Source organism: Flavobacterium sp. SORGH_AS_0622, assembly GCF_030818825.1.
In the GTDB taxonomy this organism is placed as follows: domain Bacteria; phylum Bacteroidota; class Bacteroidia; order Flavobacteriales; family Flavobacteriaceae; genus Flavobacterium.
This window is the reverse complement of the sequence record NZ_JAUTAX010000001.1, coordinates 4289486-4315448: the sequence shown is the minus strand read 5'-3', so window position 1 is coordinate 4315448 and position 25963 is coordinate 4289486. Positions and strand designations below refer to the sequence as shown.

General features: G+C 34.0%; 16 protein-coding genes. 12 read left to right on the top strand and 4 right to left on the bottom strand.

Annotation, left to right across the window (positions count from 1 at the left end):
- The first annotated feature begins 59 nt into the window (after positions 1-59).
- From QE431_RS18335 to QE431_RS18320, 4 genes are all read left to right on the top strand, one after another.
- Positions 60-1226, top strand: a complete 1167-nt coding sequence (locus QE431_RS18335) for an MFS transporter (protein WP_134142428.1) — start codon at positions 60-62, stop codon at positions 1224-1226.
- A gap of 626 nt (positions 1227-1852) precedes the next feature.
- Positions 1853-5104: a TonB-dependent receptor gene (locus QE431_RS18330; RefSeq protein ID WP_307298917.1), complete on the top strand. Its 3252-nt coding sequence runs from the start codon at positions 1853-1855 to the stop codon at positions 5102-5104.
- Between the two features lie 19 nt (positions 5105-5123).
- A complete protein-coding gene (locus QE431_RS18325; RefSeq protein WP_057117707.1) occupies positions 5124-6920 on the top strand; it encodes a RagB/SusD family nutrient uptake outer membrane protein in 1797 nt (598 codons plus the stop codon).
- 43 nt (positions 6921-6963) lie between these two features.
- Positions 6964-8547, top strand: a complete 1584-nt coding sequence (locus QE431_RS18320) for a DUF4957 domain-containing protein (protein ID WP_307298915.1) — start codon at positions 6964-6966, stop codon at positions 8545-8547.
- A 208-nt stretch (positions 8548-8755) separates the two neighbouring features.
- On the opposite strand, the gene QE431_RS18315 is transcribed toward QE431_RS18320, so the two are convergent.
- The 3 genes from QE431_RS18315 to QE431_RS18305 all read right to left on the bottom strand — a co-directional run bounded on the left by QE431_RS18315 (position 8756) and on the right by QE431_RS18305 (position 10513).
- Positions 8756-8956, bottom strand: a complete 201-nt coding sequence (locus tag QE431_RS18315; protein ID WP_057117709.1) for a hypothetical protein — start codon at positions 8954-8956, stop codon at positions 8756-8758.
- 70 nt (positions 8957-9026) lie between these two features.
- Entirely contained in the window at positions 9027-9947 is a 921-nt protein-coding gene (locus tag QE431_RS18310; RefSeq protein WP_281866597.1) for an AraC family transcriptional regulator, read from the bottom strand.
- Between the two features lie 2 nt (positions 9948-9949).
- Positions 9950-10513: a DUF6642 family protein gene (locus tag QE431_RS18305; RefSeq protein WP_057117710.1), complete on the bottom strand. Its 564-nt coding sequence runs from the start codon at positions 10511-10513 to the stop codon at positions 9950-9952.
- Positions 10514-10698: 185 nt separating this feature from the next.
- On the opposite strand from QE431_RS18305, the gene QE431_RS18300 reads away from it, so the two are divergent.
- The 3 genes from QE431_RS18300 (at position 10699) to QE431_RS18290 (ending at position 16335) form a co-directional block, all read left to right on the top strand.
- A complete protein-coding gene (locus tag QE431_RS18300; RefSeq protein WP_307298911.1) occupies positions 10699-11304 on the top strand; it encodes a nucleosidase in 606 nt (201 codons plus the stop codon).
- Between the two features lie 63 nt (positions 11305-11367).
- The gene (locus tag QE431_RS18295; RefSeq protein ID WP_307298909.1) at positions 11368-11883 is read left to right on the top strand and encodes a hypothetical protein; all 516 of its coding nucleotides are present in this window, start codon (positions 11368-11370) and stop codon (positions 11881-11883) included.
- 312 nt (positions 11884-12195) lie between these two features.
- Entirely contained in the window at positions 12196-16335 is a 4140-nt protein-coding gene (locus tag QE431_RS18290; protein WP_307298908.1) for a hybrid sensor histidine kinase/response regulator transcription factor, read from the top strand.
- A 109-nt stretch (positions 16336-16444) separates the two neighbouring features.
- Here the strand turns inward: QE431_RS18290 and QE431_RS18285 are convergent, their stop codons facing one another.
- Entirely contained in the window at positions 16445-17077 is a 633-nt protein-coding gene (locus QE431_RS18285) for a hypothetical protein (protein WP_307298905.1), read from the bottom strand.
- 293 nt (positions 17078-17370) lie between these two features.
- On the opposite strand from QE431_RS18285, the gene QE431_RS18280 reads away from it, so the two are divergent.
- The 5 genes from QE431_RS18280 (at position 17371) to QE431_RS18260 (ending at position 25961) form a co-directional block, all read left to right on the top strand.
- Positions 17371-20397: a TonB-dependent receptor gene (locus QE431_RS18280; RefSeq protein WP_307298902.1), complete on the top strand. Its 3027-nt coding sequence runs from the start codon at positions 17371-17373 to the stop codon at positions 20395-20397.
- Positions 20398-20438: 41 nt separating this feature from the next.
- Complete coding sequence (locus QE431_RS18275) at positions 20439-22031, top strand: RagB/SusD family nutrient uptake outer membrane protein (protein WP_307298899.1); 1593 nt, start codon at positions 20439-20441, stop codon at positions 22029-22031.
- 154 nt (positions 22032-22185) lie between these two features.
- Positions 22186-23283, top strand: a complete 1098-nt coding sequence (locus tag QE431_RS18270; protein WP_307298896.1) for an endo-1,4-beta-xylanase — start codon at positions 22186-22188, stop codon at positions 23281-23283.
- Between the two features lie 211 nt (positions 23284-23494).
- Positions 23495-24394, top strand: a complete 900-nt coding sequence (locus QE431_RS18265; RefSeq protein WP_307298893.1) for a hypothetical protein — start codon at positions 23495-23497, stop codon at positions 24392-24394.
- Positions 24395-24551: 157 nt separating this feature from the next.
- Positions 24552-25961, top strand: coding sequence for a hypothetical protein (locus QE431_RS18260; RefSeq protein WP_307298890.1), 1410 nt, complete (start codon positions 24552-24554; stop codon positions 25959-25961).
- Positions 25962-25963 lie beyond the last annotated feature (2 nt).

Genomic DNA, 25963 nt, shown 5'->3' with positions numbered 1-25963 from the left:
CACTGCTAATGATGTTAATTTTGCAAAGTAGAAATTTATTCCTTTCTACTTTTAATGAAATGAAAAAAAGTCTTATTGCACTCTCTTTAGGAGGGTTAACTATTGGAATCACAGAATTTGTAATGATGGGCTTGCTGCCTGATATTGCTTCGGATATGAAAGTTTCAATTCCGGTGGCAGGATATCTAATTTCCTCTTACGCTCTTGGAGTTGTTATTGGCGCTCCCTTATTAGTAATCGCAGGAAGAAATTATGCACCTAAAAAAATGCTTTTAATATTAGCTTTAATGCTGGCTGTTTTTAATGCTTTGTCTATTATTGCTCCAGATTATAATTTTCTATTTGCCTCTCGATTTCTTTCTGGTCTGCCGCACGGAGCATTTTTTGGAGTAGGAGCGGTAGTCGCAAGCCGTTTGGCAGATAAAGGAAAAGAAGCGCAGGCAATTTCTATCATGTTTGCCGGATTGACTATCGCGAATTTAATAGGTGTCCCAATCGGAACTTATATTGGTCATCACTTTATTTGGCGTTATACCTTTGTATTAATTGCTTTTGTTGGTTTGCTGACCTTTTTAGCTATTTATTTATGGATGCCGAATCTTGAAAAGGGTGAAAGTGTGAATATGAAAACACAACTCCAATTTTTTAAGAAAACAGAAGCATGGTTAATTATCGGAATTACAGCGATTGGTTTTGGCGGTTTATTTGCTTGGATCAGCTATATTGCCCCGCTATTAATTAATGTGTCAAAATTTTCGCCAGAAGATGTTTCTTATATTCTGATTTTAGCCGGATTAGGAATGGTAGTTGGAAATTTTGCAGGTGGTAAACTAGCAGATAGATTTTCTCCAGCGCCAACAACGCTAGCATTGCTTCTGGTTATGTCAGTTGACTTGGTTTTGGTTTACTTTTTCTCCTTTAACCAATATTTTTCATTATTTCTAACTTTCCTAACAGGAGCGATATCATTTTCGGTTATTGCGCCAATTCAAATGCTGATGATTCGTACTGCAAAAGGCGCAGAGATGATTGCTTCGGCATCGCTTCAAGGAAGTTTTAATATTGGAAATGCATTAGGAGCTTTTTTAGGCGGACTACCTTTGGCTGCAGGACTAAGTTATTCTTCTCCCAATTTAATTGGAGTAGGAATGTCAATTATCGGAATGATTATAACGTTCATTTTGATGAAGCTACATCGTAAGCAATTAGCTGTACAGCACATTTAATAAATCTTTATAATTTTTTAAAGCCCTTAACTTTTGTTTAAGGGCTTTTTTTTGCTTTAAACGCACTGGTCTTAAATGAGAATTTTATTTCTAACCCTTTTACAATGCGTTTAAGTCAGAAAATACATTTTAAATTCTAAAGGGTTTTCGATTAAAAATTAATTTTTTTTTCGCCTTAGGCTCAATTTTAAGTGTAAAAATAACACCTAATAATTTCATAATTAATATTCATGTAATCGATTGTTTTTTTTATAAAAATCGAATCAAATGAACGATTAATAATAATATATTTAATATTTTATATTGGTTAAAATTATATATACCACATAAAAAATCAATAAAATTTTTGATATGTAATTTTTTTTAGGAATTTTTTATGACTTTTTATTTTTCGTTTAAAAAAAATATCTATGTTTGTGTAATCGATTACAACAATTTTTTTTAAGATACGAAATCGATTAAGTAATAAAGGCTGAAAAAAGATAAACAGGACACTATTATTGAATATTAAAAAATTCTCCTTCAAAAAAAAATCTGTAATAAATAAAATAGAATGAATTGAACGTAACCACAAAAAACCACTTAAACTAAAACGAAAAAAAATTAATTAACTTAAACAATCAACCATGAACTTTAAAGAACTATTAAACAAAGGAGCAGATTTTTGCTTTAAACTTGTTTTCTTACTGTGCTTATTGATCGGCAGTCAACTACACGCGCAGGGCACAACGATAGAGGGAACCGTGAAAGATGCTGCAGGACTTTCTTTACCAGGCGTAAACGTTTTGGAGAAAGGAACTAAGAACGGAACTTCTACTGACTTTGACGGTCACTATAAAATAAAATTAACCAACCCAAAAGCTGTCTTAAGTTTTTCTTTTATAGGATTTAAAAGCATTGATGTTTCTACAGAAGGAAAATCTAAAGTAAATGCAACTTTGACTGAAGATTCTAATAACTTAAATGAGGTTGTTGTAATTGGATACGGAACATCTAAAAAATCTGATTTAACTGGAGCTGTTGCTACTTTTTCAGGAAGTGAAGTTAGAAAGATTCCAGTTCCAAACGTGGCAGAGGCTCTAACAGGCCGTATAGCTGGGGTTCAAGTAACTTCTTCTGAAGGATCGCCTGATTCTGAAGTTAGAATTAGAATTAGAGGAAACGGTTCTCTTACACAGGATGCATCTCCTTTGTATATAGTAGATGGTTTTCCAGTAAATAGTATAAATGATATTTCTTCTTCTGATATTGAGAATATGACAATATTAAAAGATGCTTCATCTACAGCGATTTATGGTTCAAGAGGTGCTTATGGGGTAATTATTATTACAACTAAAAAAGGTAAAGACGGAAAGATTGCTGTGAACTATAATATGTTTTATGGCATGAAAAAAATCGCAAATACTTTTGATGTTTTATCTCCGGAAGATTATGTTAAATGGAATTACGAATATGCTTTGCTTAAAGATAATACTGATTTAAGTTCTTATGAAAAATACTTTGGTAATTGGCAGGATTACGATATGTATAAAGGGATGAAAGGAAACAATTGGCAGAAACAAACTTTTGGACGTACTGGAGAGGTTCAAAGCCGTGATTTGTCTATAAGAGGGGGTACAGAAAAAATGAACTTCAATTTTAATTATGCTCATTATGACGAAGATGCTATAATGATTGGTTCAGGATATAAAAGAAACAATTTGTCTCTTTCGTTAAATTCTAAAGCTTCTGATAAAATTGATCTTTCTTTCACGGTACGTTATTCAGATACCGAGATTGATGGTGGAGGTTTAAACGAACAAAATGAAGTTTCTTCTGCAGATTCACGTTTAAAACATAGCGTGGGTTATGCGCCAATTCCACTTCCTGGTTTAACTACAGATGATACTGATGAAGCAGTTTCTGGTTATTTAGTCAATCCATTTGTAGCTATTGCAGATACAGATCGTCAGCAATTTAGAAAGAACTTTAATACTCTAGGTAGTTTTTCATGGAAGTTAACTGATAAACTGGTATTTAAAAGTGAGCTTGGTTTAGATAATTATAATTATCAAGATTATCGTTTTTTCGGACGCTCTACTTATTATGTTAATAATAATCCTGCAGCCGAAAGACAAGGTATGCCAGCCTTAATGATGGGAGATAGAAAAGATACTCGTTTCAGAAATGCTAATACATTAAATTACGACTTCAAAAAATCCCTCGGTGAAGATCATAGCTTGAGAATTCTATTAGGAGAAGAGTCTATTAATTACGAAAGAAATGATGTTAGTAGTGTTATACAAGGCTTTCCATTGTTCTTTAACTTTGATCAAGCTCAAAAGTTAACAACTCAAGGAACTCCAATATCTGTTGACAATTACTATGCACCAGATGATAAATTACTTTCTTTCTTTGGTCGTGTAAATTATGACATTAAAGATCGTTACCTTTTTACAGCAACTTATCGTGCAGATGGTTCTAGTAAATTCTTAGGTGACAATAAATGGGGATTCTTTCCTGCAGCAGCAGCAGCTTGGAAAATTTCTGGGGAAGAATTTATGAAAAATGCTTCGTGGGTTAATTTACTTAAATTGAGAGTAAGTTATGGTGAAGCAGGTAACAATAATATTCCAACTGGACAAATGGTGCAGAGTTTCTTTTCATCTACCTCAACTTGGATTAATGGAGTTGATAATTATTGGGCTGCTTCTAAAACAATGGCAAATCCTGATTTGAAATGGGAGACAACCGTAACGCAGAATTTAGGATTAGATTTTGACTTGTTTAAAAATAAGGTAACCGGATCTGTTGAGATCTATAAAAATATCACAAAAGATTTATTAATGAATTTTCCAACTCCAGGAAGCGGTTATGATTTTCAATACAGAAACATGGGAGAAATTCAAAATTCTGGTGTAGAGGCGACTTTAAACTTAAATCTTATAGAAAAACCAAAGTATGGATTAAGTCTATCTTTTAATGCTGGATTTAATAAAAACCGTATCAATTCTATTGGTGTAATGGATAATTATGGATTTCCTTCAGGTTGGGCCTCTACTGCAATTGGAAATGATTATTTAGTGAATGTTGGACAACCTGTCGGTATTATGTACGGATATAAAAGTGCAGGACGTTATGAAGTATCTGATTTTACATATGATGGAACAAAATACACTTTAAAACCGTATTTCTTGCCAGATGGTGTTACAAGAAATCCAGAAGGAGTTGCAAGCGCATCAACAGTTGTAGGGACAATAGCACCAGGTTCTATGAAATTACAAGATGTTAATAATGATGGTGTCGTTGATGTAAACGACCGCACAATTATTGGAAATGCAAATCCAAAAAGTACCGGAGGTATAGTTTTAAATGCAAATGCGTATGGATTTGATCTTTCGGCAGCATTCAATTGGAGTATTGGGAATGACGTTTACAACGCTAATAAAGTTGAATTTACTACTTCAAACCCGAATGGACAATATAGAAATTTAACTTCAGAAATGGCAGATGGACAAAGATGGACAAATTTAGATCCTGCAACAGGACAATTAGTAACAGATCCAGCAGCATTAACCGCGCTTAATGCTAATACAACCATGTGGTCTCCATATATGGCTAGATATGTTTTTAGTGACTGGGCAGTAGAAGATGGTTCATTCTTAAGATTAAATACATTGACTTTAGGATATACCTCTCCAAGTTCCTTAACTTCTGCATTAGGAATATCTAAATTGAGATTTTATTTTACTGCAAGTAATGTTTTCACTATTACGGGTTATTCTGGACCAGATCCAGAAGCTTCTACAAGAAGAAGTTCGGCTCTTACACCGGGTGTAGATTACTCTGCATACCCGAGAAGCAGACAATTGATTTTTGGTTTAAACCTTAATTTTTAATTAAACAAAATTTCACAAGATGAAACATAAAATATTTATAGCAGGATTAATTTTAGCAAGTATTTTTACTTCCTGTTCAGACGATTATTTAGATGGAGAGGCAAAATCAACATTAAATGAAGCTTTAATTTTTTCTACCCCTGGATTAGCTGAAGGTGCAATAGATGGAATTAAAATTCCATTTGCAGAAACTAACTCTTACAGAGGTCGTTTTCTTCCTTTTTATGGTTTAAATACAGATGTTGAATGGTATAACTCTTCTCAGACTGTTAGTGATGCATCAGATTTATGTACTTATGATCCAAAACCAGAGAATTCTCAAATGAATACCACAAATAATGCCTGGGCAATGATGTACTCGGGAATTGAGCGTGCTAATGTTTGTATTCGTGGTTTGCGTGCATATGGTGATCCTCGTCCAGGTACTGAGTTAGGGTATTTGCTGGGAGAAGCATTAACGTTAAGAGCGATCTATTACGCAGATTTAGTAAAAGCTTGGGGAGATGTTCCTGCTCGTTTTGAGCCTATTGAATCAGCAACGATTTATATTCCTAAATCTAGTCGTGATGTTGTTTATAAACAAATTATTGCCGATTTAGGAGAAGCATCAACTTTAGTTCCTTGGCCTGGAGAAACTCCAGCTACAAGTAGTGTAGAAAGAATTAATAAGGCATTTGTAAAAGGTTTTCGTGCACGTTTAGCACTAGCCGCTAGTGGTTATCAGCAATATCCAGACGGTATAAGAAGAAGTACAGATCCAGAATTATCTGTTGCAAATATGTATGCATTGGCTTTATCAGAAGCTCGTTCTGTTATTTCAAGTGGAAAGGCTCATTTAGAATCTTCATTTGAAACATTTTGGAAAAAATACAATCAAGAATATTTAGTAGCGGGAGGAGAATCTTTATGGGAACTTCCTTTTTCAGATGGTAGAGGCCGTATGTTATTTACTTTTGCTGTTCGTCACACCACAAACGATCAATTCCATGCTAATGGAGCTAATCGTGGAGGAACTGCAGGACCGCTTCCTACTGTATTTTATGATTACGATCAAGCAGATACAAGAAGAGACGTAACTTGTGTTCCGTACAAATATGGAACAGCTGTAAACAACATTGCTAAGCAAGAATTAGGAGCGCTAAACACTTGGTATTTTGGAAAATATCGTTACGAGTGGATGACTCGTTTTGTTACTTCAACAAACGATGATGGAGTGAATAAAATTTACATGCGTTATGCAGAAGTTCTTTTGATTGCCGCTGAAGCAGCAAACGAATTAGAAGGCCCAGGTGCAGCAGCTCCATACTTAAAGGAAATAAGAAGAAGAGCTTTTCCTGCTGCAGTTCAATCAGTAAAAGTTGATAATTATGTAGATCAATTGACCAGCAAAGAAGCAATGTTTAATGCGTTGGTTGAAGAAAATAAATTTGAATTTACAGGTGAAATGGAGCGTAAGCAAGCGCTTATTCGTTGGAATTTGTTAAAAGTAAAATTAGACGAAGCTAAAGTAAATATGAAAAATTTAGCTGATCGTACTGGACGATATGCTGATGTCCCTGCCACTCTTTATTATAGATATAAAGCAGATAATGTAAGCTTGGAGATTTATGGTCTTAATCGTGGTGAAAGTACTAACCCTGGTACAGGTTATTCATCTATTCCGTGGACTTGGACGGGCGCAACTGCAGATACTAAGATAAATACTTTGTATAAACCGGGTATGAATCCAAATGATAGACAATTCTGGCCAATCTGGCAGGTTTTTATTGAATCTAGTAATGGAAAATTAGTTAACGATTACAATTATACTAAGTAAATCTCAAGAAAGAGTATCATTAATTTATTAAGACATTATGTTTATGAAAACAAAATATATATTTAAAGGATTAATAGTTATGCTATTGCTGGCACTGTCTTTTTCAAGCTGTGAAAGTTATAACGAAGCTTTAATAAATGAATTGGATGTAAGCAGAGAATTTTCACCAATTGGACTGAAGGCTACAGTTAGAAATCAAACTACAGTAGAATTAAATTGGACTGTTAAAGAAGATGCAGATCATTATGTAGTAGAATTTAGCGCAGATGATCCAGATTTTAAAACGATTTTTAAAACAGTAAATGTTGCTCCAACAGAATTGCCTGTTAAAGTAGCGCTAGAAGGAGAAACAGTTTATTCTATTAGAGTGAAAGCAGTAAGTGCTGCAGGTTTAGAAGATTCTAAATGGTCTATTACTTCAGCGACGACTTTATCTGAACAGCTTTTCTTGGCTTCGATTGATGGTGATATTGAAGCAAAACAAGTTACTTTAAGATGGACACCAAACAGCAACGTTACACAAATTGTTGTTAACCCTGGAGCAATAACACATGTTATTACACCAGCTGAAAAAACTAGCGGTATAGCAGTAGTAACGGGATTAAGTGGAGAGACTTCTTATACAGCAGATTTGTTTAATGGCACTAAGAAAAGAGGAAATAAAACCTTTACAACTGCAATTGATATCGGAACTGGTATTTTAGTTAAGAAAACAGATGATTTAATGCAAAAAATTGCAGATGCAGCTTCTGGAGCAGTTCTAGTTTTAGAGCCAGGAGATTACACAGCCGATAATCAAACGGGAGCAATTACGTTAAATAAATCAATTACATTAAGAGGATTACGCTCTTATGACAAACCAAAACTTCATGTGAATTTCGTATTAACAAATGGTTCAGCTAATCTAAGTTTAATAGATTTAGATTTAAAAGGTGACAAAGGAGCTGCCGGTGCTGCTGTTTCAGTTGTTAAATACAATGATAACAATGTTACATATGGTGCGCTTTTAATAAGTGGCTGTAATATTCATGACTATGGAGTATCATTGATTAGTGCAAACTTAGCCGCTTCTAAAATTGCTTCTGTTATAGTAGAGAATACTTTTGTAACAAATGTTCTTACAACTGGGGGAGAATTTATTGATGTTAGAGGTTCGCAAGTAGCTCAGCTTACTCTTAAAAACAGTACGTTTAATAATTGCGCAACAGCGAGGTATTTTATTCGTATGGATGCAGGACTTACTGGTTTAACATCAAATGTGTTAATTGATGCTTGTACTATTTCTAATCCAAATATGCTTGCTACTAATGGTAACGCAATTTTATACACAAGATTTGTTACAACTGCGGGAATAATTGTACGCAATACATTGTTTGCAGCTACGCCGGCACCTTACACAAGAGAGGCAGCAACACCAAATCCGACATTTACAAATAACAACTATTTCAATTCACCAAACTTAAATAGTACGGTTAATGCACTTGCAAATAACAGACCAGATTTGTCTGCTTCTGCAACAGCATTAGATCCTCAATTTGTCAATGCCGCAAGTGGAGATTTTACACTTAAAAATCAAGCTTTAATTGATAGAAAAGTTGGAGATCCATATTGGTATGGTGGTAGATAACTAGAATTCATGGTTAATAAATAGGAAAAGCGGTATACAAGTAAAATTGTATATCGCTTTTTCGTTATTATTCTGATTTTCCAGATTTTGCTGTCACTGAAAACTGTCACTGAATACTAAAAAAAATATTCAATAACTAAATCAAACTTTTGCAATAAAATTTAGTTTCCATATTATCTGGTAAAAGATGTTGAAGGCGTTTTGATTTTTATTCTAATTCGATGCATTCAAAAATGCCATTGTTTAGAATTAGATTTGGAATATCAAGTTCACTGTCAACCCTTAAAATATTGTCGCAGTCTTCAAGATCAAAATTCCATAAAGTATTTGGCAATAATTCATGAAGCAGAACAGAAGCCGACTCAAATTTTGATGGACTGTCAACAGAAGTTTTAAATACATAAATCATAATTTGCGTTTTTGAACTGGCAAATTTCTGAAAAAAGTAAAGCTGTTTGTTAGGATTCTTTAATCAATAATTAGGACTTATCAATCATTTTTCGATAGCGAATTGGTGAAATTCCTTCTGCTTTTTTGAAAAAACGACTAAAGTAAGACTGGTCTTCAAATCCCACTTGCACTGCGATTTCACCTATAGAAAGTGAAGTTTGAAACAGTAAATATTTGGCTTCTAATAATATGTTGTCGTCAATCCATTTTACTGCCGATTTTCCAGTTACTGTTTTGACACATTTATTCAAATGGTTAGGTGTTACGTTTAGCAATGACGCATAATAATTAACTTGATGCTGTGTTTTTATTTGATCATGAATAAGTTCCTTAAATTTTCCTGTGATTACCTCAGCGGCCGAAATCCCTTTAGAAGTTTTAACAGCATTTTTATTCATTTCATAAAATAAAGTAATCAAATAAGACTGAACGATATTCAAATCTGTAAATGCAGTTTCTGAATATTCTTTTTTCAATCGATCCAAAATATTGGTAATAGGATTTATTTCTGGAGGAGTAAGTGTAATTTTAGGATTCCCAGATATTTTTAAAAAATCAAAATCATTCAGCAATTCACGACTGCCGTATTTTCGAATTAAAATATCGGGATGGAATTGACAGACATAGCCTTTGTGTATATTGTTAACATTGTCAAGCGAAAAAATCTGACCCGCAGGTATCATAATCATTTCATTATCAGTCGTTGTATATTCCTGATAACCCAGTTTCATGACATGTCTTCCTGATGAAATGAAAATTAAGGTATGACAAGAATGTTTAGAAGGCGGAACAGGATGCTGCATCTGCATTACTTCTTCAATCTCAAGACAAAAGAAATGATCAGAATTTGATTTGAAAAGCAAATGTATCGGATTGTCTTCTCCTAAAAATTTCTCCCGAAATCCTTTTGCTTCGTAGGTCTTTATTTTTTCGACTCCCTTTGTTTTCATGCTTAATAGTATAATCTAAAATCAAGCAGTTTGCACAAATTATAGTGTTTCATATAAAGATCTTCGACAACCTCAAAAAGATTATCGTTCTCTTGATACAAACTAAAGAATGCTTTGTCAATCGTACTGCAGCTCGCAATTTTATTATAAGTAGATCCGTAACCAGAAATAGCTCTTGCACCCGTAATGTCTAAAAAATATTGGGCTTCATCTTCATTTAAATCTAAAACTTTAAGATTCGCAAAATGAATAATTTTGCCTTTCATTTTTCCTTCAAACAGTTCGGCAATTTCTTCTAAACTGTAATAATAGTCATGAAGGCAGATGTTATTTTCTTGTCCCGGCATTGCCAGATAGATGATTTCATAATCCTTGAAATTATGGTCTTCATAAAGTAAAATATTCAAACTTTCTTCTAAACCTTCAATCGTGTCGCAAGTTTTATGAATGCTCGAAATGCCTTGATCGATCGCCAGTTCTTCCAGACATTTTACCACATGTGTTGGGCTAACGTCGTCTATATCTTTAACACCTTCAAGGCAGAAAATAAATTTTTCATTATCCATACAGTTGCGCTTTCTGATTTTTTAAGGATTGAAATTCTTTGTTTTTTGATTTTAACAAAAGTATTTTTTCTAACTTAAAATCTACCATAGAAAACAGAATTTAACGTGTTTTTTAGAAATTCACCAGAAGCTTTATTACGTAATCTTTTAACCGTATTTTTGTGGACTGAAAATTACCATTACGCATGATACAAATTAATCAAACGGCATCTTTTGCCATTGAAGACATATTATTCTCCTTTGCCCTAGAATCTGAAGCGGCCGAAGTTTTTAAAGGCCATAATACTTTAATTACAGGAATCGGAAAAGTAAATGCGGCTTACGAATTGACAAAAGCAATTCAAAAGAAAAAGCCTTCGATAATTGTAAATCTTGGATCGGCGGGAAGCAGTTGCTTTCAAAAAGGCGAAGTTATCTGTTGTACCAAATTTGTGCAGCGTGATATGGATGTTCGCGGATTAGGTTTTGCATTATACGAAACGCCATTATCTGGTTTGCCTCCAGTTCTAGAATATGGTTTGTTAATGGATAATTTAAATGAAGGAATCTGCGGAACCGGTGACAACTTCGAAATGGGTCATTGTTCAGATGCTTACCAAGTGGTCGATATGGAAGCTTATGCTTTAGCCATGATCGCCATGAAAGAGGATATTCCGTTTTTATGCCTTAAATATATTTCAGATGGCGCCGATGATAATGCAGCCGAAGATTGGACCGTTCAGGTGCATAAAGCCGCTATTGCTTATGGTAAAATTTTGGGATTGATAAAAGAATCAGAAGCCATTTCTTAGTTGAAATGTTTTTTTTGTTTAGATTGCATAAACAGAAACTCAGATATTTTGAAATAAATAATTATGGAAGATTTTATTAATGAGCTTTTAGGAGATGATCTTGAAATAGTTAAAAAAGTAGATTTTAATGATCTCATTTTTGTTTTTTTTAAACCCAAAGGCTATAGTAATCCATATAAGGATGAAAGACTAAATTTAGTATCAAGTTCAGGGCCGTTAAAAATAAATATTAAGACAAGGGAGTATGAATTTACTCACATATATGAGTTTTATTCAGAATATGGAGATAACGAAATAATTTTTCCGAAAAAGGATGAAGTTGCTCTTGATTGGGGCGAGGTTCTCTACAATATTAAAATGCGGGAACGTTTTAATTCGGAAGATTTTTTTTTACTATTAAAAAATTATAATCTACCTCTTGATAGTTTTGATATTTATAGCATTAATAGTCGAGATACTATTGAGATTGAAATAAAACATGATGAAGCTGTTAACTATTTAATAGAGTTTCTCGAGAAAATTAATGGTAATTATATAAAAAAACACACCAATCATTTTGTCATACAATTAAATCTCTAAGTTTTAAGTGATAATTAGATGAAGTAAAAAAAGCAACAGGAGTATTTCTAACTCCCAAGCTCTAAAAAATGTTCTTGAAATAACTTAAACACGCTGCGCAAATATCTCTGACTTTGAGTTTCTCAGTCGGAGTGAGCTCCAAATTTAAAAAATACTCTTAAAAATAACTCAATAAAGTACATCTACACCCCTTAAAAAGAAAAAACTGCCACCTCCTTTTTTTGCATAAGCTCTATTTTGCAAAGCATTCGATTGATTTTTTTCATAGGTTTATTGCAATTAAATTACTCGAGCTTTTATTAAATTTCGTTTATGAAAAACATTAAAAACGGCATCTTAAGTTTTATTCTATTTTTTGCAATTGCTGTGAGTTCGTATGCTCAAAGTTCAGATTTGTATTTTGATCATATTAATTATGATACCCGTTTTTCCCAAAGCATGATTTCGAGTATTCATCAAACCAAAAAAGGATTTATCTGGATAGGAACAGCGAATGGTTTGATTAGTTACGATGGCTATGATTTTCTGCGATATGTGTATAATAAAGATATTCTCAACAGCATCAGCAACAATCATGTTAATGTAATTTTAGAAGATAATAAAAGAGAAATTTGGGTAGGAACGAATAATGGCTTAAACCTTTTTAATAAAAACGAAAAGAGTTTTCTAAGAGTTGATGTTCAGAAAATCAAAGGTGGACGAAACTACATTTCATCCATAATTCAAGACGATCAAAACAGAATCTGGGTTGGGACTTTTGGCGGTATCAAACGTCTGGACAGGCAAAAATATGTATTGGAAGAAATCTCAAACGATCATAATTCGCCATTTAGGAAAAGCAGGGTTTTGTCTTTGTTTTACGATCGTAATTACGGGGTTTTAGTCGGCACTTCTAAAGGTTTAGAATGTTTTGATCCTAAAAATGGTTCTAAGAAAGCTTTGCCAAAAGTTTGGAGTGATAATACAGCTTTGTTAAAATCTAAAATCTGGAAGATTCTAAAAGAAAAAAATGGCGATGTATGGTTTGCTACCGAAGCCAATGGCGTGTTCCATTTTGATGCAAGTCAGAATTCAGTAACCAATTTTCTGTTGAACACCGGTAACAGAAAAAGTTTATCGTCAAATTGGGTAAATGATATTGTTGAGGTTGATGCCAATACAATCTGGTTTGCTACAAAAAACGGACTATGTGTTTACAAGAAAGACAGAAATGAATTTACGAAATACGGTCATAATGCGCTGGAGAGTTACAGTCTTTCAGACGATGATGTGAAATGTTTTCTTAAAGACCGCCATAATGATATTTGGATTGGAACAAACGGCGGCGGTGTCAACTTTTTTCAAAAAACCAACACCAATTTTACCAGCGTAAGAGAAGTTATAAAACCAAATTTCGGATTAAATACTGCTTTTGTAAATGCCGTTGCACGAGAAAATGACGGATCGGTTTGGGTGGGAACCAACGGCGGCGGTTTAAATTATCTTGATTTTAGAAACAATAAAAGTACTTCGTATGCTATTGAAAGTTATGATTTTGACAAAAGCGTAAATATGATAACCGCTTTGGTCAACCAAAACGAGCAGTATTTATTTTGCGGTACTTTCAACGGATTATTCAAGTTCAATAAAAACAGTAAAACGTTTCAGTTTATATCGCTTTCGCGAAAAGATTCTAAAGAACGAGAACGCCCAATTACCTCTCTTTTAATGGATAACGGCGATTTGTGGGTCGGTACGAATGGCAATGGATTAAAAAAAGTAATGCCAGATGGAACGGTTGAAATTTACATGGCAGATGGAACTTCCAATTCACTGAGCGATAATTTCATTACAGATATTGTCAACAGGAAAGACGGACTTTGGATTGCCACGCAATATGGCTTAAACTATTTTGATAAAAAATTAAAACAAGTTACCAAAGTATTTAAAACAGGTTCCAAAAACGGATTGTCGAACAACAGTTTAACCGTCATGTTTACCGATTCTAAAAATAGATTTTGGATTGGTGCCGAAAGCGGAGGCGTAAATTTATTTGACGAACGAAAAGGTCGTTTTTTCGAGATCAACCGCTCAATGGGTTTTACGGATGAAACTATAAAAAGTATTTCGGAAGATTCTGAGGGAAATATCTGGATTAGCGACAATAACCTGCTTTATAAAATAAAAACCAAAAAGCTAAGTCCTGCATTTAGAATTTCTGATTTTGAGATAACGTCGTATTCTTCCAAAGATGGTTTAAAAGTCAAACAGTTTTCAAACAACTGCAGTTTGCAGCTCAATGCAAAAGAATTGGTTTTTGGATGTTCGAATGGTTTGGTGCTTTTTAATCCTTCGAAATTAATCAAAACAGAAGATAAAGCGCCAATTGTCCTGACGAAGCTTATAGTAAATAACGAAGAAATTAAACCAGGAAATAAAGAAGTTACGCTGGAAAAACGAATTAGCGAAACTTCAGAAATCACTTTAAAACACGATCAAGGATACATCGGAATAGAATTTAGTGCGATGAATTTTATTTCGCCAGAAAAAAGCGAATATGCTTATAAATTAGAAAGTTCGTTTAATAAAGACGATTGGCATATTATCGGTTCGCAGCATTATATCAATTTAACGAATTTGAATTCTGGTACTTATCTGTTAAAAATAAAAACTTCAAATGGCGGCGGAGAATGGAATCCGACAATTAAAACCCTAAAAATTATTATGCTGCCGCCGTGGTGGAAAACGTGGTGGGCTTATGTTCTTTATCTTGGATTATTGGCCGGCGCCGCTGTTTTATTATTCCGTTTTTTACGAAACCGAGAATTATTAAAACAAACCTATTATTTGGATCAGGTCGAGAAAGAAAGACAGGAAGAATTGTATAAAATGAAACTCGATTTCTTTACGAATGTTTCGCACGAAATTAGAACGCCTCTTACGCTTATAAGCGGGCCGGTTGAAGAACTTTTGAGCGGTGCCGAAAAGAATTCGAATTTGGAGCATAAATTAAAAACCATTAAAAGTAATTCTGACCGCTTATTAAAATTGGTCAATGAATTAATGGATTTTAGAAAAGCCGAAAAAGGCAGTATGAAAATCTATTGCGAACAGCAGGATATTGTTTCGTTCTGTTTTGATATTTATGAATCTTTCCGCGGAATTGCCGTTGAGAAAAAGATTGATTACAAATTTGTACTTAATATTAATACCGCGCTGCTTTATTTCGATAAAAACCAGATGGAAAAAGTGATTTACAATCTTCTTTCGAATGCATTTAAATTCACTAGTAAAAATGGAAAAATCACTTTGGCTGTAGAGCAAAAAGAAGATTCTGATTCTATCGAAATAAAAGTAAAAGACAATGGAATTGGTATTCCAGAAAATAGAAAAAAGAAAATCTTCAAAAACTTTTTTCAGTTAGACGAACGCGGCAGCGCCAATTTAGGCAGCGGTATTGGTCTGGCTTTGAGTAAAAGTATTGTAGAACTCCATCACGGAGAAATTAAAGTACAAACAGAAGCCGATGCCAATTTCAATACGATTTTTACCATTACATTAAAGAAGGGGAAAGAGCATTTTAAAAAATCGCAGATTGTTGAAAACACAATTAAAATAGAAGAAAACGCCAATCCGATTTCTGATGTTAAAACCGAAATTGATATTTATGAACCGGAATATCTGGACGAACCTGAAAACAGTACAAAAAAGACAGTTCTCGTAATTGAGGACAACGAAGAAGTACTTTCGTTTATAAACGATATTTTATACAGCGATTATAAAGTGCTGCGATTTACAGATGCCATAAAAGCTTTGGAATATATGGAGAAAGAAATTCCAGATCTTATCCTGACAGATGTTATGATGCCCGAAATGGATGGTTTTGAATTGTGTAAAATTTTAAAAACGAGTCAAAATACCAATCATATTCCAGTGATACTTTTAACGGCAAAATCTTCGACTTTAAATAGAATTGAAGGACTTTCGACAGGCGCAGATGCTTATATTTCGAAACCTTTTAGTATTGAGGAATTAAAATTAACCATTGCCAATTTATTATCTGCCAAAGAAATAATGCGTCAAAAATACGGCGAAGGTTTTATTGCAGATGCTGAGCAGGAAAATGCAAGTACGCCGGAAGGTCAGTTTGTAAAAAAACTAACTCAGATCATCGAAGCCAATCTCGATAATACAGATTTTGATGTAAATGATTTAGTAAATGAAATTGGAATGAGCAGAACAGTTCTTTATAAAAAAGTACAAATGCTGACTAATCATTCTGTAGCAGGATTTATCAAAAACATGCGTTTAAAGAAAGCGGCAAGTCTTTTGTCCAATACCAGTTATTCCGTTTCCGAAGTAACATACATGGTTGGTTTTAATGATCGAAAACACTTTAGTAAAGAATTTAAAAAGTTCTACAATCTTTCTCCTACTGAATATAAAAGTTCGCAGGGACGTATCCAACCGTAAAGTTTTTTAGCCACAGATTTTTTGGATTAGCACAGATTTTTAAAATCATTTTAATTCTGAAAATCTGTGTCTAATTATATAAATGAGCTTTATGGATAATACTGCCTAATTAAACCATTGAGTTATTGCTTTTAAAAATTTCCCACAATTCATTTGTTTTTTCTTGATTAGGAATTCCGTCACTGCCACTTCTTTTGCAATTTTTATCTAGATAATTTAAAAACTTAGGATCTAAAGATGGTAATCTAAAATCTGTCTGTTTTTTAACTGAAAGAATTGAATCAATTGTAATTGTTCTAACGTCGGATTTACCAACACAATGACCTCTAAAGTAGAGTAGCTTTATGGGGTCATATGGGTTGGGTAATTTTCTAAATTCATCAAATACAGAATTATCTTTAAATAAATCCCAACAAAATACAGCATGAATAAGGCCAGGATCAAGACTTCTGGCACCATATAAATTGAAAGTATCGTCTTTTTGAAAATCGATTGTTCTAAAATCATTTAAAGAAATTACATTTTTTAAAAGATCAGGCTCTATTATGCCAACAATATTTAATAAATCGTGCTTATAACATATTAGGTTGATCCAGTTTTCATTAAAACCTATTGCTTTATTCCATTCTTCCATTCTCGATAGAAAATCTTTGAAAAGTAATACTCCAGAGGTATCTATAGTAGCCCTCTTTCCTCCAATAATTTTTCTTAATTCATTAAGTTCTTCTTGAAAATCTTTCATGTTTTATTTCTCATACAAATAGTGTGACAATGTACGTAAAATTTAAAAAGAGCTTTGCGGACTTTGCGGTTAAAATTTTAATTATAAAAACTTGAAATTAAGTACCTAGTAATTTTTTAAGGTTTTTATTACGAATACCGTTTTTTAAGGCTTTGTCGGGCATTAAATTCGCAAATAAACACATTAACGCCCCCAAATGCGAATGTTTTTCTCCCCTGTAAAATTCATTTATTAGTCACATTTGCAACATAAATCATGACTGATTTCTATCTAACTAACCAAAAAAATAACTTATGAAAAAAAACAAACATGTAAAGATGTTTTTTCTTGGAGGAAATTATCTAAAACTAGTTTTATTGCTTTTTATGTGTATTCTCTCAACCACAGTGAGTGCACAAGAAAGTTCGATTACAGGAAAAGTAGTCGACAATGCCGGACTCCCGCTTCCGGGTGTAAATGTACATGCTAAAGGAACTTCAAAAAGCACACAAACCGATTTCGATGGTAATTTTACAATCAGCGTCCCAGCAAAAAGTACGTTAGTTTTTTCCTTTATCGGAATGGATGAAGTTTCTGTTGATACCGAAAACAAGAAAAATTTAAAAGTAGTATTAAAAGAAAGTTCTCAAGCACTTGACGAAATTATCGTTGTAGGTTACGGCACGAAAAAGAAAAGTGACGTAATTAGTTCTGTTGCATCGGTAAAACCGGGAGACATGACCAAGGTAGCAACTTCTGATGTTGGTGAAATGCTTAGAGGTAAAGCAGCAGGAGTTCAGGTTAGTTTGGCCGATGGCGGACCGGGAAGTTCTTCTTCAATCCAAATTAGAGGAAAAAAATCTATTAACGGAAGCAACGAACCAATCGTAATCGCAGATGGAATCGTAATCGGAAATATTAATGATATTAATGCGAATGATATTGCTTCTTTAGAAATCTTAAAAGATGCGGCTGCACAATCTATTTATGGAGCAAGAGCATCCAACGGAGTTATTTTGATTACTACCAAAAGAGGAAAAACGGGAAAAGCAAAAATCGCCTATAACGGTTTTTCTGGCGTTCAAACTGTCAATAGAAACTTTGATGTTTACAGCGGAGAAGAATTTGCACAGCTAAAAAGAGAAGCGTACAGAACTAGTAATAATGGTGTTTACAGACCAGATAATCAGGTTTTCACTCCATTAGAATTAGAATCTGTTCAATCTGAAAAATATATTGATTGGGAAAAATTGGTTTTGAGAACAGGCGTGACCAATAACCATAGTTTGAGTATTTCATCTGGAACAGATAAAACAAGTATATTTTCGAGTATCAACTACATTAATACTTCAGGAGTAGTTCCAAATTCAGACTATGATAAAGTAGCTATGAGGGTAAATGTTGATCAAAGAGTTAGAGATTGGTTAAAAGTAGGGATGAATGTTTCGCTTCAATTCTCAGAATCAAATCGTCCTAATGTGGGTAACATTTTAAATAATGCTATAAATACATCGCCGTTAGGGCAGGTTTATAATCCAGACGGCTCTTTCCGTTATCTTCCGGGAGGAATTCAAGAAACACCAAATCCGCTTATTGATGTTTATGAAACCAACACAAATGAATTGAATAGAAATGATATCATGAATGTCTTTCTGGATATTAATCTGGCAAAAGGTTTTACCTATAAATTAAATGCAAGCCGCAGATCGTGGAATTATAAAGCATTGTCTTTTAATACCTCAAAATCGCTTTCTGGGATTGCTAACTCAGGGCAGGGAAGCGGCAGCATTACTTATAAAGACAATGTAGAATATCAGTTAAGTAATATTTTGCATTACAACTTCAATTTAGCCGAAAAAAATCATTTTAATGCAACTGGAGTTTATGAAATTACCTCATCGGAGTACAGTGATTTTAGTAATTCAGCAAGCAGAATTCCAAGTGATATTTTAGGAATTTATGGTTTAGAAAGCGCTTTCTTAAATACACCTTTAATTGGAGGAAACGAAAGATCTCTTATTTCGTTCGCAGGAAAATTAGAATATGATTTTGACAGCAAATATTATTTCACAGTTTCAGGAAGAGCCGATGGATCTTCAGTATTTGGAGCAAATAATAAATGGGGATTTTTCCCAGCAGTAAATGCAGCATGGAATGTTTCGAATGAAGAATTCATGAAAGAACACGTTCCAGTTATCAGCAACTTAAAATTAAGAGCAAGTTATGGTAAAGTAGGTAACCAGCCAAAAGATCCTTACCAAAGTATGGCAACTGCCGTTCAGAGAGATTATATTATTAATGGTGTAAAAGTTTCAGGATATGTGCCAGGTACGCAATTATCAAATCCCGATTTAAGATGGGAAACCTCAACACAGCTCAACCTTGCAGCCGATTTTGGTTTGTTCAAAAACAGATTAACAGGTACAGTTGAGGTTTATAATACCGATACTTCAGATTTGCTGATATATGAAACATTAAATGCCAATACGGGATATACTTTGAAACTTTCAAATATTGGAAAAGTAAACAATAAAGGTCTGGAGGTTACTCTGAACGGTGACTTAATTAAAAAGAAAGATTTCAGGTTAAATGTTGGAGCAACTTTCACTAAAAACAAAAACAGCATAGTAAGTATCTACGGAAAAGACGCAGATGGTGACGGAAGAGAAGATGATGCAGTTGGAAACTTATGGTTTATTGGGAAACCAATTGATGTTTATTACCGATACAAGGCAGTTGGAATTTATCAGGAAGGCGAAAATATTCCGCTCGTTACAGGAACAACTTTGTATCCTGGAGATATCAAATTATATGATGCAGATCCGTCAAATGGTGCCAATCCAAATCCGGATCAGGACAGAGTGATCACTTCCAAAATGCCCGATTGGTTTGGTACTTTCTCTTTGGCTTTAGAGTACAAACAATTTGATTTCTCAGCTGATATTTACACAGTTCAAGGCATTACAAGAGACAATCCATTTTTATATGATTATGTAAGGGGAGGATCTTTAAGAGGTGTGAAAAACGGTATCAAACAAGATTATTGGACACCAGAGAATCCGGGAGGAAACTGGCCGAGACCAAGAGATGGAAATGATCCGCCTTACATCAATACTTTAGGATTACAAGACGCTTCATACATTCGTCTTCAAAACGTTTCGGTTGGATTTAAATTTCCAGAAAGTACAATTAAATCTTTAGGATTAAGCAATATGAGACTTTATGTAACAGGAAGCAACTTGGTTACCATTACAGATTACCAGTCTTATAGTCCAGAAAAAGAAATATACGATTATCCTGAACCTGTTACTTGTGTTATTGGCTTACAGGTAGGTTTTTAACGCAGCTTAAGACATTCATAAAATAAAAAAATAACAAGATCATGAAAAATATAAATTTTCTATTTGTTTTGATATTCGGTCTTTCTTTAGGACTTACTTCGTGCGAAGATTTTCTAGAGGAAACGGTAAAAGATCAAGTTTCTGTAGATTATGTCTACAGTTCTCCAGCAGGATTAGAAGTTGGAGTTAATGCACTATACAACCAGATGCGTTTCTATAATCTGCCTTCTGGAGACAACAGTGATTTGTGGGCCAATGTATTCTTTATGGTGGCAACGGATTTAGGATTGCACAGAACGTGGAATACACCATACGGTACAGGTCATAATCCGCAGTCGTTCACAGGTTCAAAATGGATTCAGGGCTATAAGATTATCGACAGATGTTCGGCAATTATCACTGCAGCAAGATCAATTCAAATGGATGACGCAGCTAAGAAAAGATTAGTAGCGCAGGCAAGAGTTATTAGAGGTGAATTGTATTTGGATTTAAAACAAATGTATGGCGGTATTCTAATCGATACAATTCCAACAACACCTCAAAATATTAACGATCCAGTAGAATACAAAGTAGCAAGCGACGCAGATGTTTATAGATTAATCGATGCTGATTTGGATTATGCAATTGCCAATCTTCCTTTTAAAGTAGATCCAGGACGTTACGGACAAGGTGTTGCAAGACATATTCGTGGTAAAAGTGCTTTATGGCAGCAAGACTGGGCAGGAGCAGCGGCGCAGTTTGATGCTATTATCAATGACGGAACACACGGTTTAGTTGCTCTTGCAGATGTTTGGGGACAAAACGGAAATCATAAAGAATCTCTTTTTACCTATCAAAAAGACTTTTTATTAGGTCCTGATGATAATTTAGCCGGAGGCGGCGGTTCTTGGCTGAGCAGTGTTTTTACACACAGAACTTATGAATTAAATACCAGCGAATTGGTTCAAGATGTGGCGTACGGAGGTCAGGCTTTAGGCTGGTTTTACCCAAATAATTATTTGAAATCACTTTATGATCAAGCAAACGACTTGAGATTTAAAACCTATTATTATTCCGATAATTATCAGGATTATAAAATCAATGTTCCAGGAAATCCAAAGTTCGGACAGCCAATTACAAATCCGGCAATCGCGGCTCCAAATGGAAATTACAGAGCTTGGCACTGGAGTTTGAAAAAATACCACGATACGGAAAAACTGCCAATGACTTCAAACAGTTATAAAGATTATATGTATTACAGATTGGCAGAAACGTATTTATTAGCGTCTGAAGCTCATCACAATTTAGGAAACGATACTAAAGCCCTTGCGTATTTAAATAAAGTGAGAAGAAGAGGTTATACCGGAAATCCTGAAAGCACCGTAACAACTTTTGATTTAACAGCTTGGACTTTAAATAATTATTTGGATGAATCGGCTAGAGAATTAGCATTTGAAAACAACAGATGGTTTCTCTTAAAAAGACTTGGACTTTTGGTAGAAAGACAAAATTTATATTTCCGTTCAAGTCCGTCTGGAACTATTACTGGGGAAGTGCCACTGAAAATGACTCCTGCAATGATCAATATGCCAATTCCGCAAAGTCAAATCGATTTGATGGGAAAACCAGAAGGATTTAATGTAGGATACAATTAATATTTAGCACATAAAAACATAGATTGAACGCCTTTTTCAAGTTTGAAAAACGATGTTTTATATGTTTTCCAAAGAGTTAAGGTTAAAGTTAGTAATAACCCGATCCGGGAAACAAAGTAAAATTTGATTTCCGGATCAAACTAAAAAAAACACGATGATAAATAAACAATATATTTTAGGTCTATTAACTGTTTTGCTGTTTGCTTCTTGCAGCAACGACGAAAAAGTAGTTTTTATAAATGCAGATGAAGACGGCGGTACAGGCAATCCAAATCCGATTACTCAAACCTTGAAAGAAAAGGCAAAGTTTAAGATTGGAGCAGCGGTTAAAATGAAAGATTTACAAGGAGAAGCCAATTATAAAAATGCAGTTTTAAAACATTATAACCAGATTACGGCTGAGTTCGAAATGAAAATGGCTAGCATTTGGTCATCTTCAACAGCTTATAATTTTACAGCCGCCGATTATTTAGTTGGTTTTGCAAAAGACAATAATATGGAAGTGCACGGACATACTTTAGTCTGGTACGATTCCTTTCCAGAATGGTTTAAAAATGCAAAATACGATTCCATTGCATTCGAATCAAAAGTCAAAATTTACATTACAGATGTTGTAGGTCGTTACAAAGGCAGAGTAAAAAGCTGGGATGTTGTAAATGAAGTTTTTGCAGATGGCGGAGCTTTAAGAAATGAAACCGTAATAAAACCAATCTTTAATGACCCAATAGGCTTTTACGGCAGATGTTTTAAATATGCAAAAGCAGCAGATCCAGATGCTAAATTATTTTACAACGATTACAGCGTAGTTCTGGATGGTGGAAAAAGAGCTGCCATTAAAAAAATGGTAACTAGATTCAAAGCCAATGGAATTCCAATTGATGGTGTAGGAGATCAATTTCACTATTCAACAGATACAAACAGACAAACTATGAAAACTGGTTTTACCGATATGGCTTCAACAGGATTGTTAATTCACATTTCAGAATTAGACATCAAAGTAAACACAGCTAAATCGGATTCGTATGTTTTTACAGATGCCGAAGCACAAAAACAAGCTGAAACTTATAAATACATCACAACGATGTACGAAGAATTGCCTCAAGCCCAAAAATTCGCTATTTCTACTTGGGGCGTAACCGACAAATATACTTGGCTGACAAGTTTCTGGAATTCAAAAGAGTATCCGTTACTTCTAGATGCCGACTATAATAAGAAACCAGCATATCAAGGATTTTTAGATGGATTGAAATAGAGTTTTTAGAGTGTAGAATATAGAGTATAGAAAATAGAATATAGAGAATAGAGGCAAGAAGCAAGATCTGAGATTTAGAAAAATCTTTTCTCTATGTTCTATAATCTATATTCTGAAAAGAAGCAGATTTTGCTGAAAAGTCTTGCTTCTTGTCTCTTGCCTCTACCATCTACCACCTCTCAAAAAAAAATAACCAAAAAAACACAAAACCATGACTATAAAACTAAATCATATCTCTAAACTGAAATATTTCCTTTTAGTACTTTTTGTAAGTTTGTTTTCCTGTGAAGATGATGTACGCGAAGTATATCTTTATAAAAAAGGAGAATTAAAAGCAGAATCCACCAATACCTCTGTTAAAGCAGGAGAAACCATTACATATACCGATTCGTCAACAAAAGTACGTGCTGTAAAATGGACTTTTCAAGGCGGCTCTCCAGGTTCTTCTATCGAACCCAATGTTGAGGTAAAATATGCTAAAGGCGGTACTTTTACAACCACTTTAGAAATTACATTTGTTGACAATACCACCCAAAAGAAAACTTTTAATGTTGAAGTTGAAACACCTGCAACTCCGCCAATCGTTATTCCGGCTGATGCCCTTAAAATTTATTCTGAAAATCCTGATTTCACAAAAACAGCTCCTGTCTTAAACTGGGTTTCAAGCAATCAATTTGTAATTAAAGAAGTCGCTGCTGATGGTTATGAAGGAGCTTACAGAAATTTTTCTCTTCCAGCCACACCGCCTGCAGCAGAAGCTAAATGGGCAATGGCAATTCTATCGTTTGTAAATTTCACCGATATTTCTTCTTACACGCATATCAATATGGCGGTAAGAACTACCAGCACTGGAAAAATCAGATTTAGAATGAAGGATGCTTCAAACACTGGATATGTAGAATTTGATGCCACAAGTAATTTATACGGATTAAAAAGAGACGGCAGCTGGAACATGGTTAAAATTCCAATCGCTGATTATAAAAAACAAAATCCGTCATTAGACTTAACAAAAATCAAAGATATTTTAGTTTTAAGAAGTGTTGATCCAGAAGATGTTAGAGCATTAAATAACTACACTTTCGATTTCGATCATATCTATTTATCTAAATAAAATTTTTAAACACATAGAGACATAGGTTTTTTAGACTTGAGAGAGTTAAAGTAAACTAGTTTCTCATATAGCAAAATCTATGTGTATGTGAGCGCCTTTCTCAGCCCAAAATAGAATCTACGTTTCTATGTGTTAAACATATTAAAAAACAAATTTAATGAAGCATTCCATTTATGTATTGTTCTGTTTTATAAGCCTCATTACTGCAAATGCACAGAATAACATTACGTACCAAAAAGTAGAAGCCAGACAAAATGCATTAGATCCAAAATGGGTGGCTTACGATGCCAAAACAATTGATAAACTTCCTGGATTTAAGACTAAAAAAATGGCGCCGAGTTCGATTTACGGCTCTTCCAAAATGTGGCAGAAAGGAGCGACGGGATTTTTTAGAACAGAAAAAATAAACAACAGATGGTGGATTATTGATCCAGAAGGCTATCCGTTTATTTACAAAGGTGTTGCAGTTTTTAACGCAGGACGCTCTGTAAATCAGCAGAAAGCATTTGATAAAAAATACGGAAGTCCAGAAAATTGGTTAAAGCAAGAAACAAAATTACTTCGTGACAATGGATTTAATGGAGTAGGTGCGTGGTCGAATATTGATTTGGTTCGAAAAGCGGAAAATCCATTGGTTTATACCATAATTATTTCGCCAATGGGAATGTATCATTCCGATCATATTAAAAAATACGGAGGAAAATACAAAGAAGCCAGCTGGCAGAATTACCGTTTTGATCTCGTAATGGTTTTTGATAAAGAATTTGATGCCTACGTAGAAAAATCCGTAAAAGACGTTTCTCAATATAAAAATGATAAGTATTTGATGGGTTATTTTACTGATAATGAACTTCCTTGGTATAACGACGCATTAGATAAACATTTAACTTTATTGGCCAAAGATGAACAAGGATATATTGCAGCAAAAGATTGGCTGGACAAAAGAAAAGGTTTTAATGCTTCCATTTCTGATGTAAATCAGGAAGATAGAATGGCATTTACCGCTTTTTATTTTGAAACTTATATGAAGAAAGTCACAGAAGCACTTCGAAAAGCAGATCCGAACCATCTTTATTTAGGATGTCGTTTCAATCAGGATAAAGAACAGGAATTGACAAATCCTGAAATTTTTAAAGTGGCTGGAAAATACATGGATATCATTTCAATAAATCATTATAGAAAATGGGAGCCAAGTCAGGAATTAATGAACAATTGGGAAGAATGGTCTGGAAAACCTTTTTTAATTACAGAATGGTACACCAAAGGAGAAGATTCTGGACTGCCCAATAATACCGGCGCGGGCTGGCTGGTTCGAACGCAGAAAGAAAGAGGACTTTTCTATCAGAATTTCACTTTGGAATTACTTAAAAATAAAAATTCTGTTGGCTGGCATTGGTTCAAATATATGGATAACGATCCAGAAGATTTAACTACCGATTATTCCAACAGAGATTCCAATAAAGGAATTGTCAACAGCAAATTTGAACCGTATCAGCCTTTGTTAAAAGAAATGAAAATAATCAACGATAATGCTTACGAACTGACACGTTATTTTGATAAAAGATAATT

Bases quoted from the DNA above. Each gene is read 5' to 3' on its own strand.
- QE431_RS18335 (WP_134142428.1), top strand. From the start codon at position 60: ATGAAAAAAAGTCTTATTGCACTCTCTTTAGGAGGGTTAACTATTGGA.
- QE431_RS18330 (WP_307298917.1), top strand. From the start codon at position 1,853: ATGAACTTTAAAGAACTATTAAACAAAGGAGCAGATTTTTGCTTTAAA.
- QE431_RS18325 (WP_057117707.1), top strand. From the start codon at position 5,124: ATGAAACATAAAATATTTATAGCAGGATTAATTTTAGCAAGTATTTTT.
- QE431_RS18320 (WP_307298915.1), top strand. From the start codon at position 6,964: ATGAAAACAAAATATATATTTAAAGGATTAATAGTTATGCTATTGCTG.
- QE431_RS18315 (WP_057117709.1), bottom strand. From the start codon at position 8,956: ATGATTTATGTATTTAAAACTTCTGTTGACAGTCCATCAAAATTTGAG.
- QE431_RS18310 (WP_281866597.1), bottom strand. From the start codon at position 9,947: ATGAAAACAAAGGGAGTCGAAAAAATAAAGACCTACGAAGCAAAAGGA.
- QE431_RS18305 (WP_057117710.1), bottom strand. From the start codon at position 10,513: ATGGATAATGAAAAATTTATTTTCTGCCTTGAAGGTGTTAAAGATATA.
- QE431_RS18300 (WP_307298911.1), top strand. From the start codon at position 10,699: ATGATACAAATTAATCAAACGGCATCTTTTGCCATTGAAGACATATTA.
- QE431_RS18295 (WP_307298909.1), top strand. From the start codon at position 11,368: ATGGAAGATTTTATTAATGAGCTTTTAGGAGATGATCTTGAAATAGTT.
- QE431_RS18290 (WP_307298908.1), top strand. From the start codon at position 12,196: ATGAAAAACATTAAAAACGGCATCTTAAGTTTTATTCTATTTTTTGCA.
- QE431_RS18285 (WP_307298905.1), bottom strand. From the start codon at position 17,077: ATGAAAGATTTTCAAGAAGAACTTAATGAATTAAGAAAAATTATTGGA.
- QE431_RS18280 (WP_307298902.1), top strand. From the start codon at position 17,371: ATGAAAAAAAACAAACATGTAAAGATGTTTTTTCTTGGAGGAAATTAT.
- QE431_RS18275 (WP_307298899.1), top strand. From the start codon at position 20,439: ATGAAAAATATAAATTTTCTATTTGTTTTGATATTCGGTCTTTCTTTA.
- QE431_RS18270 (WP_307298896.1), top strand. From the start codon at position 22,186: ATGATAAATAAACAATATATTTTAGGTCTATTAACTGTTTTGCTGTTT.
- QE431_RS18265 (WP_307298893.1), top strand. From the start codon at position 23,495: ATGACTATAAAACTAAATCATATCTCTAAACTGAAATATTTCCTTTTA.
- QE431_RS18260 (WP_307298890.1), top strand. From the start codon at position 24,552: ATGAAGCATTCCATTTATGTATTGTTCTGTTTTATAAGCCTCATTACT.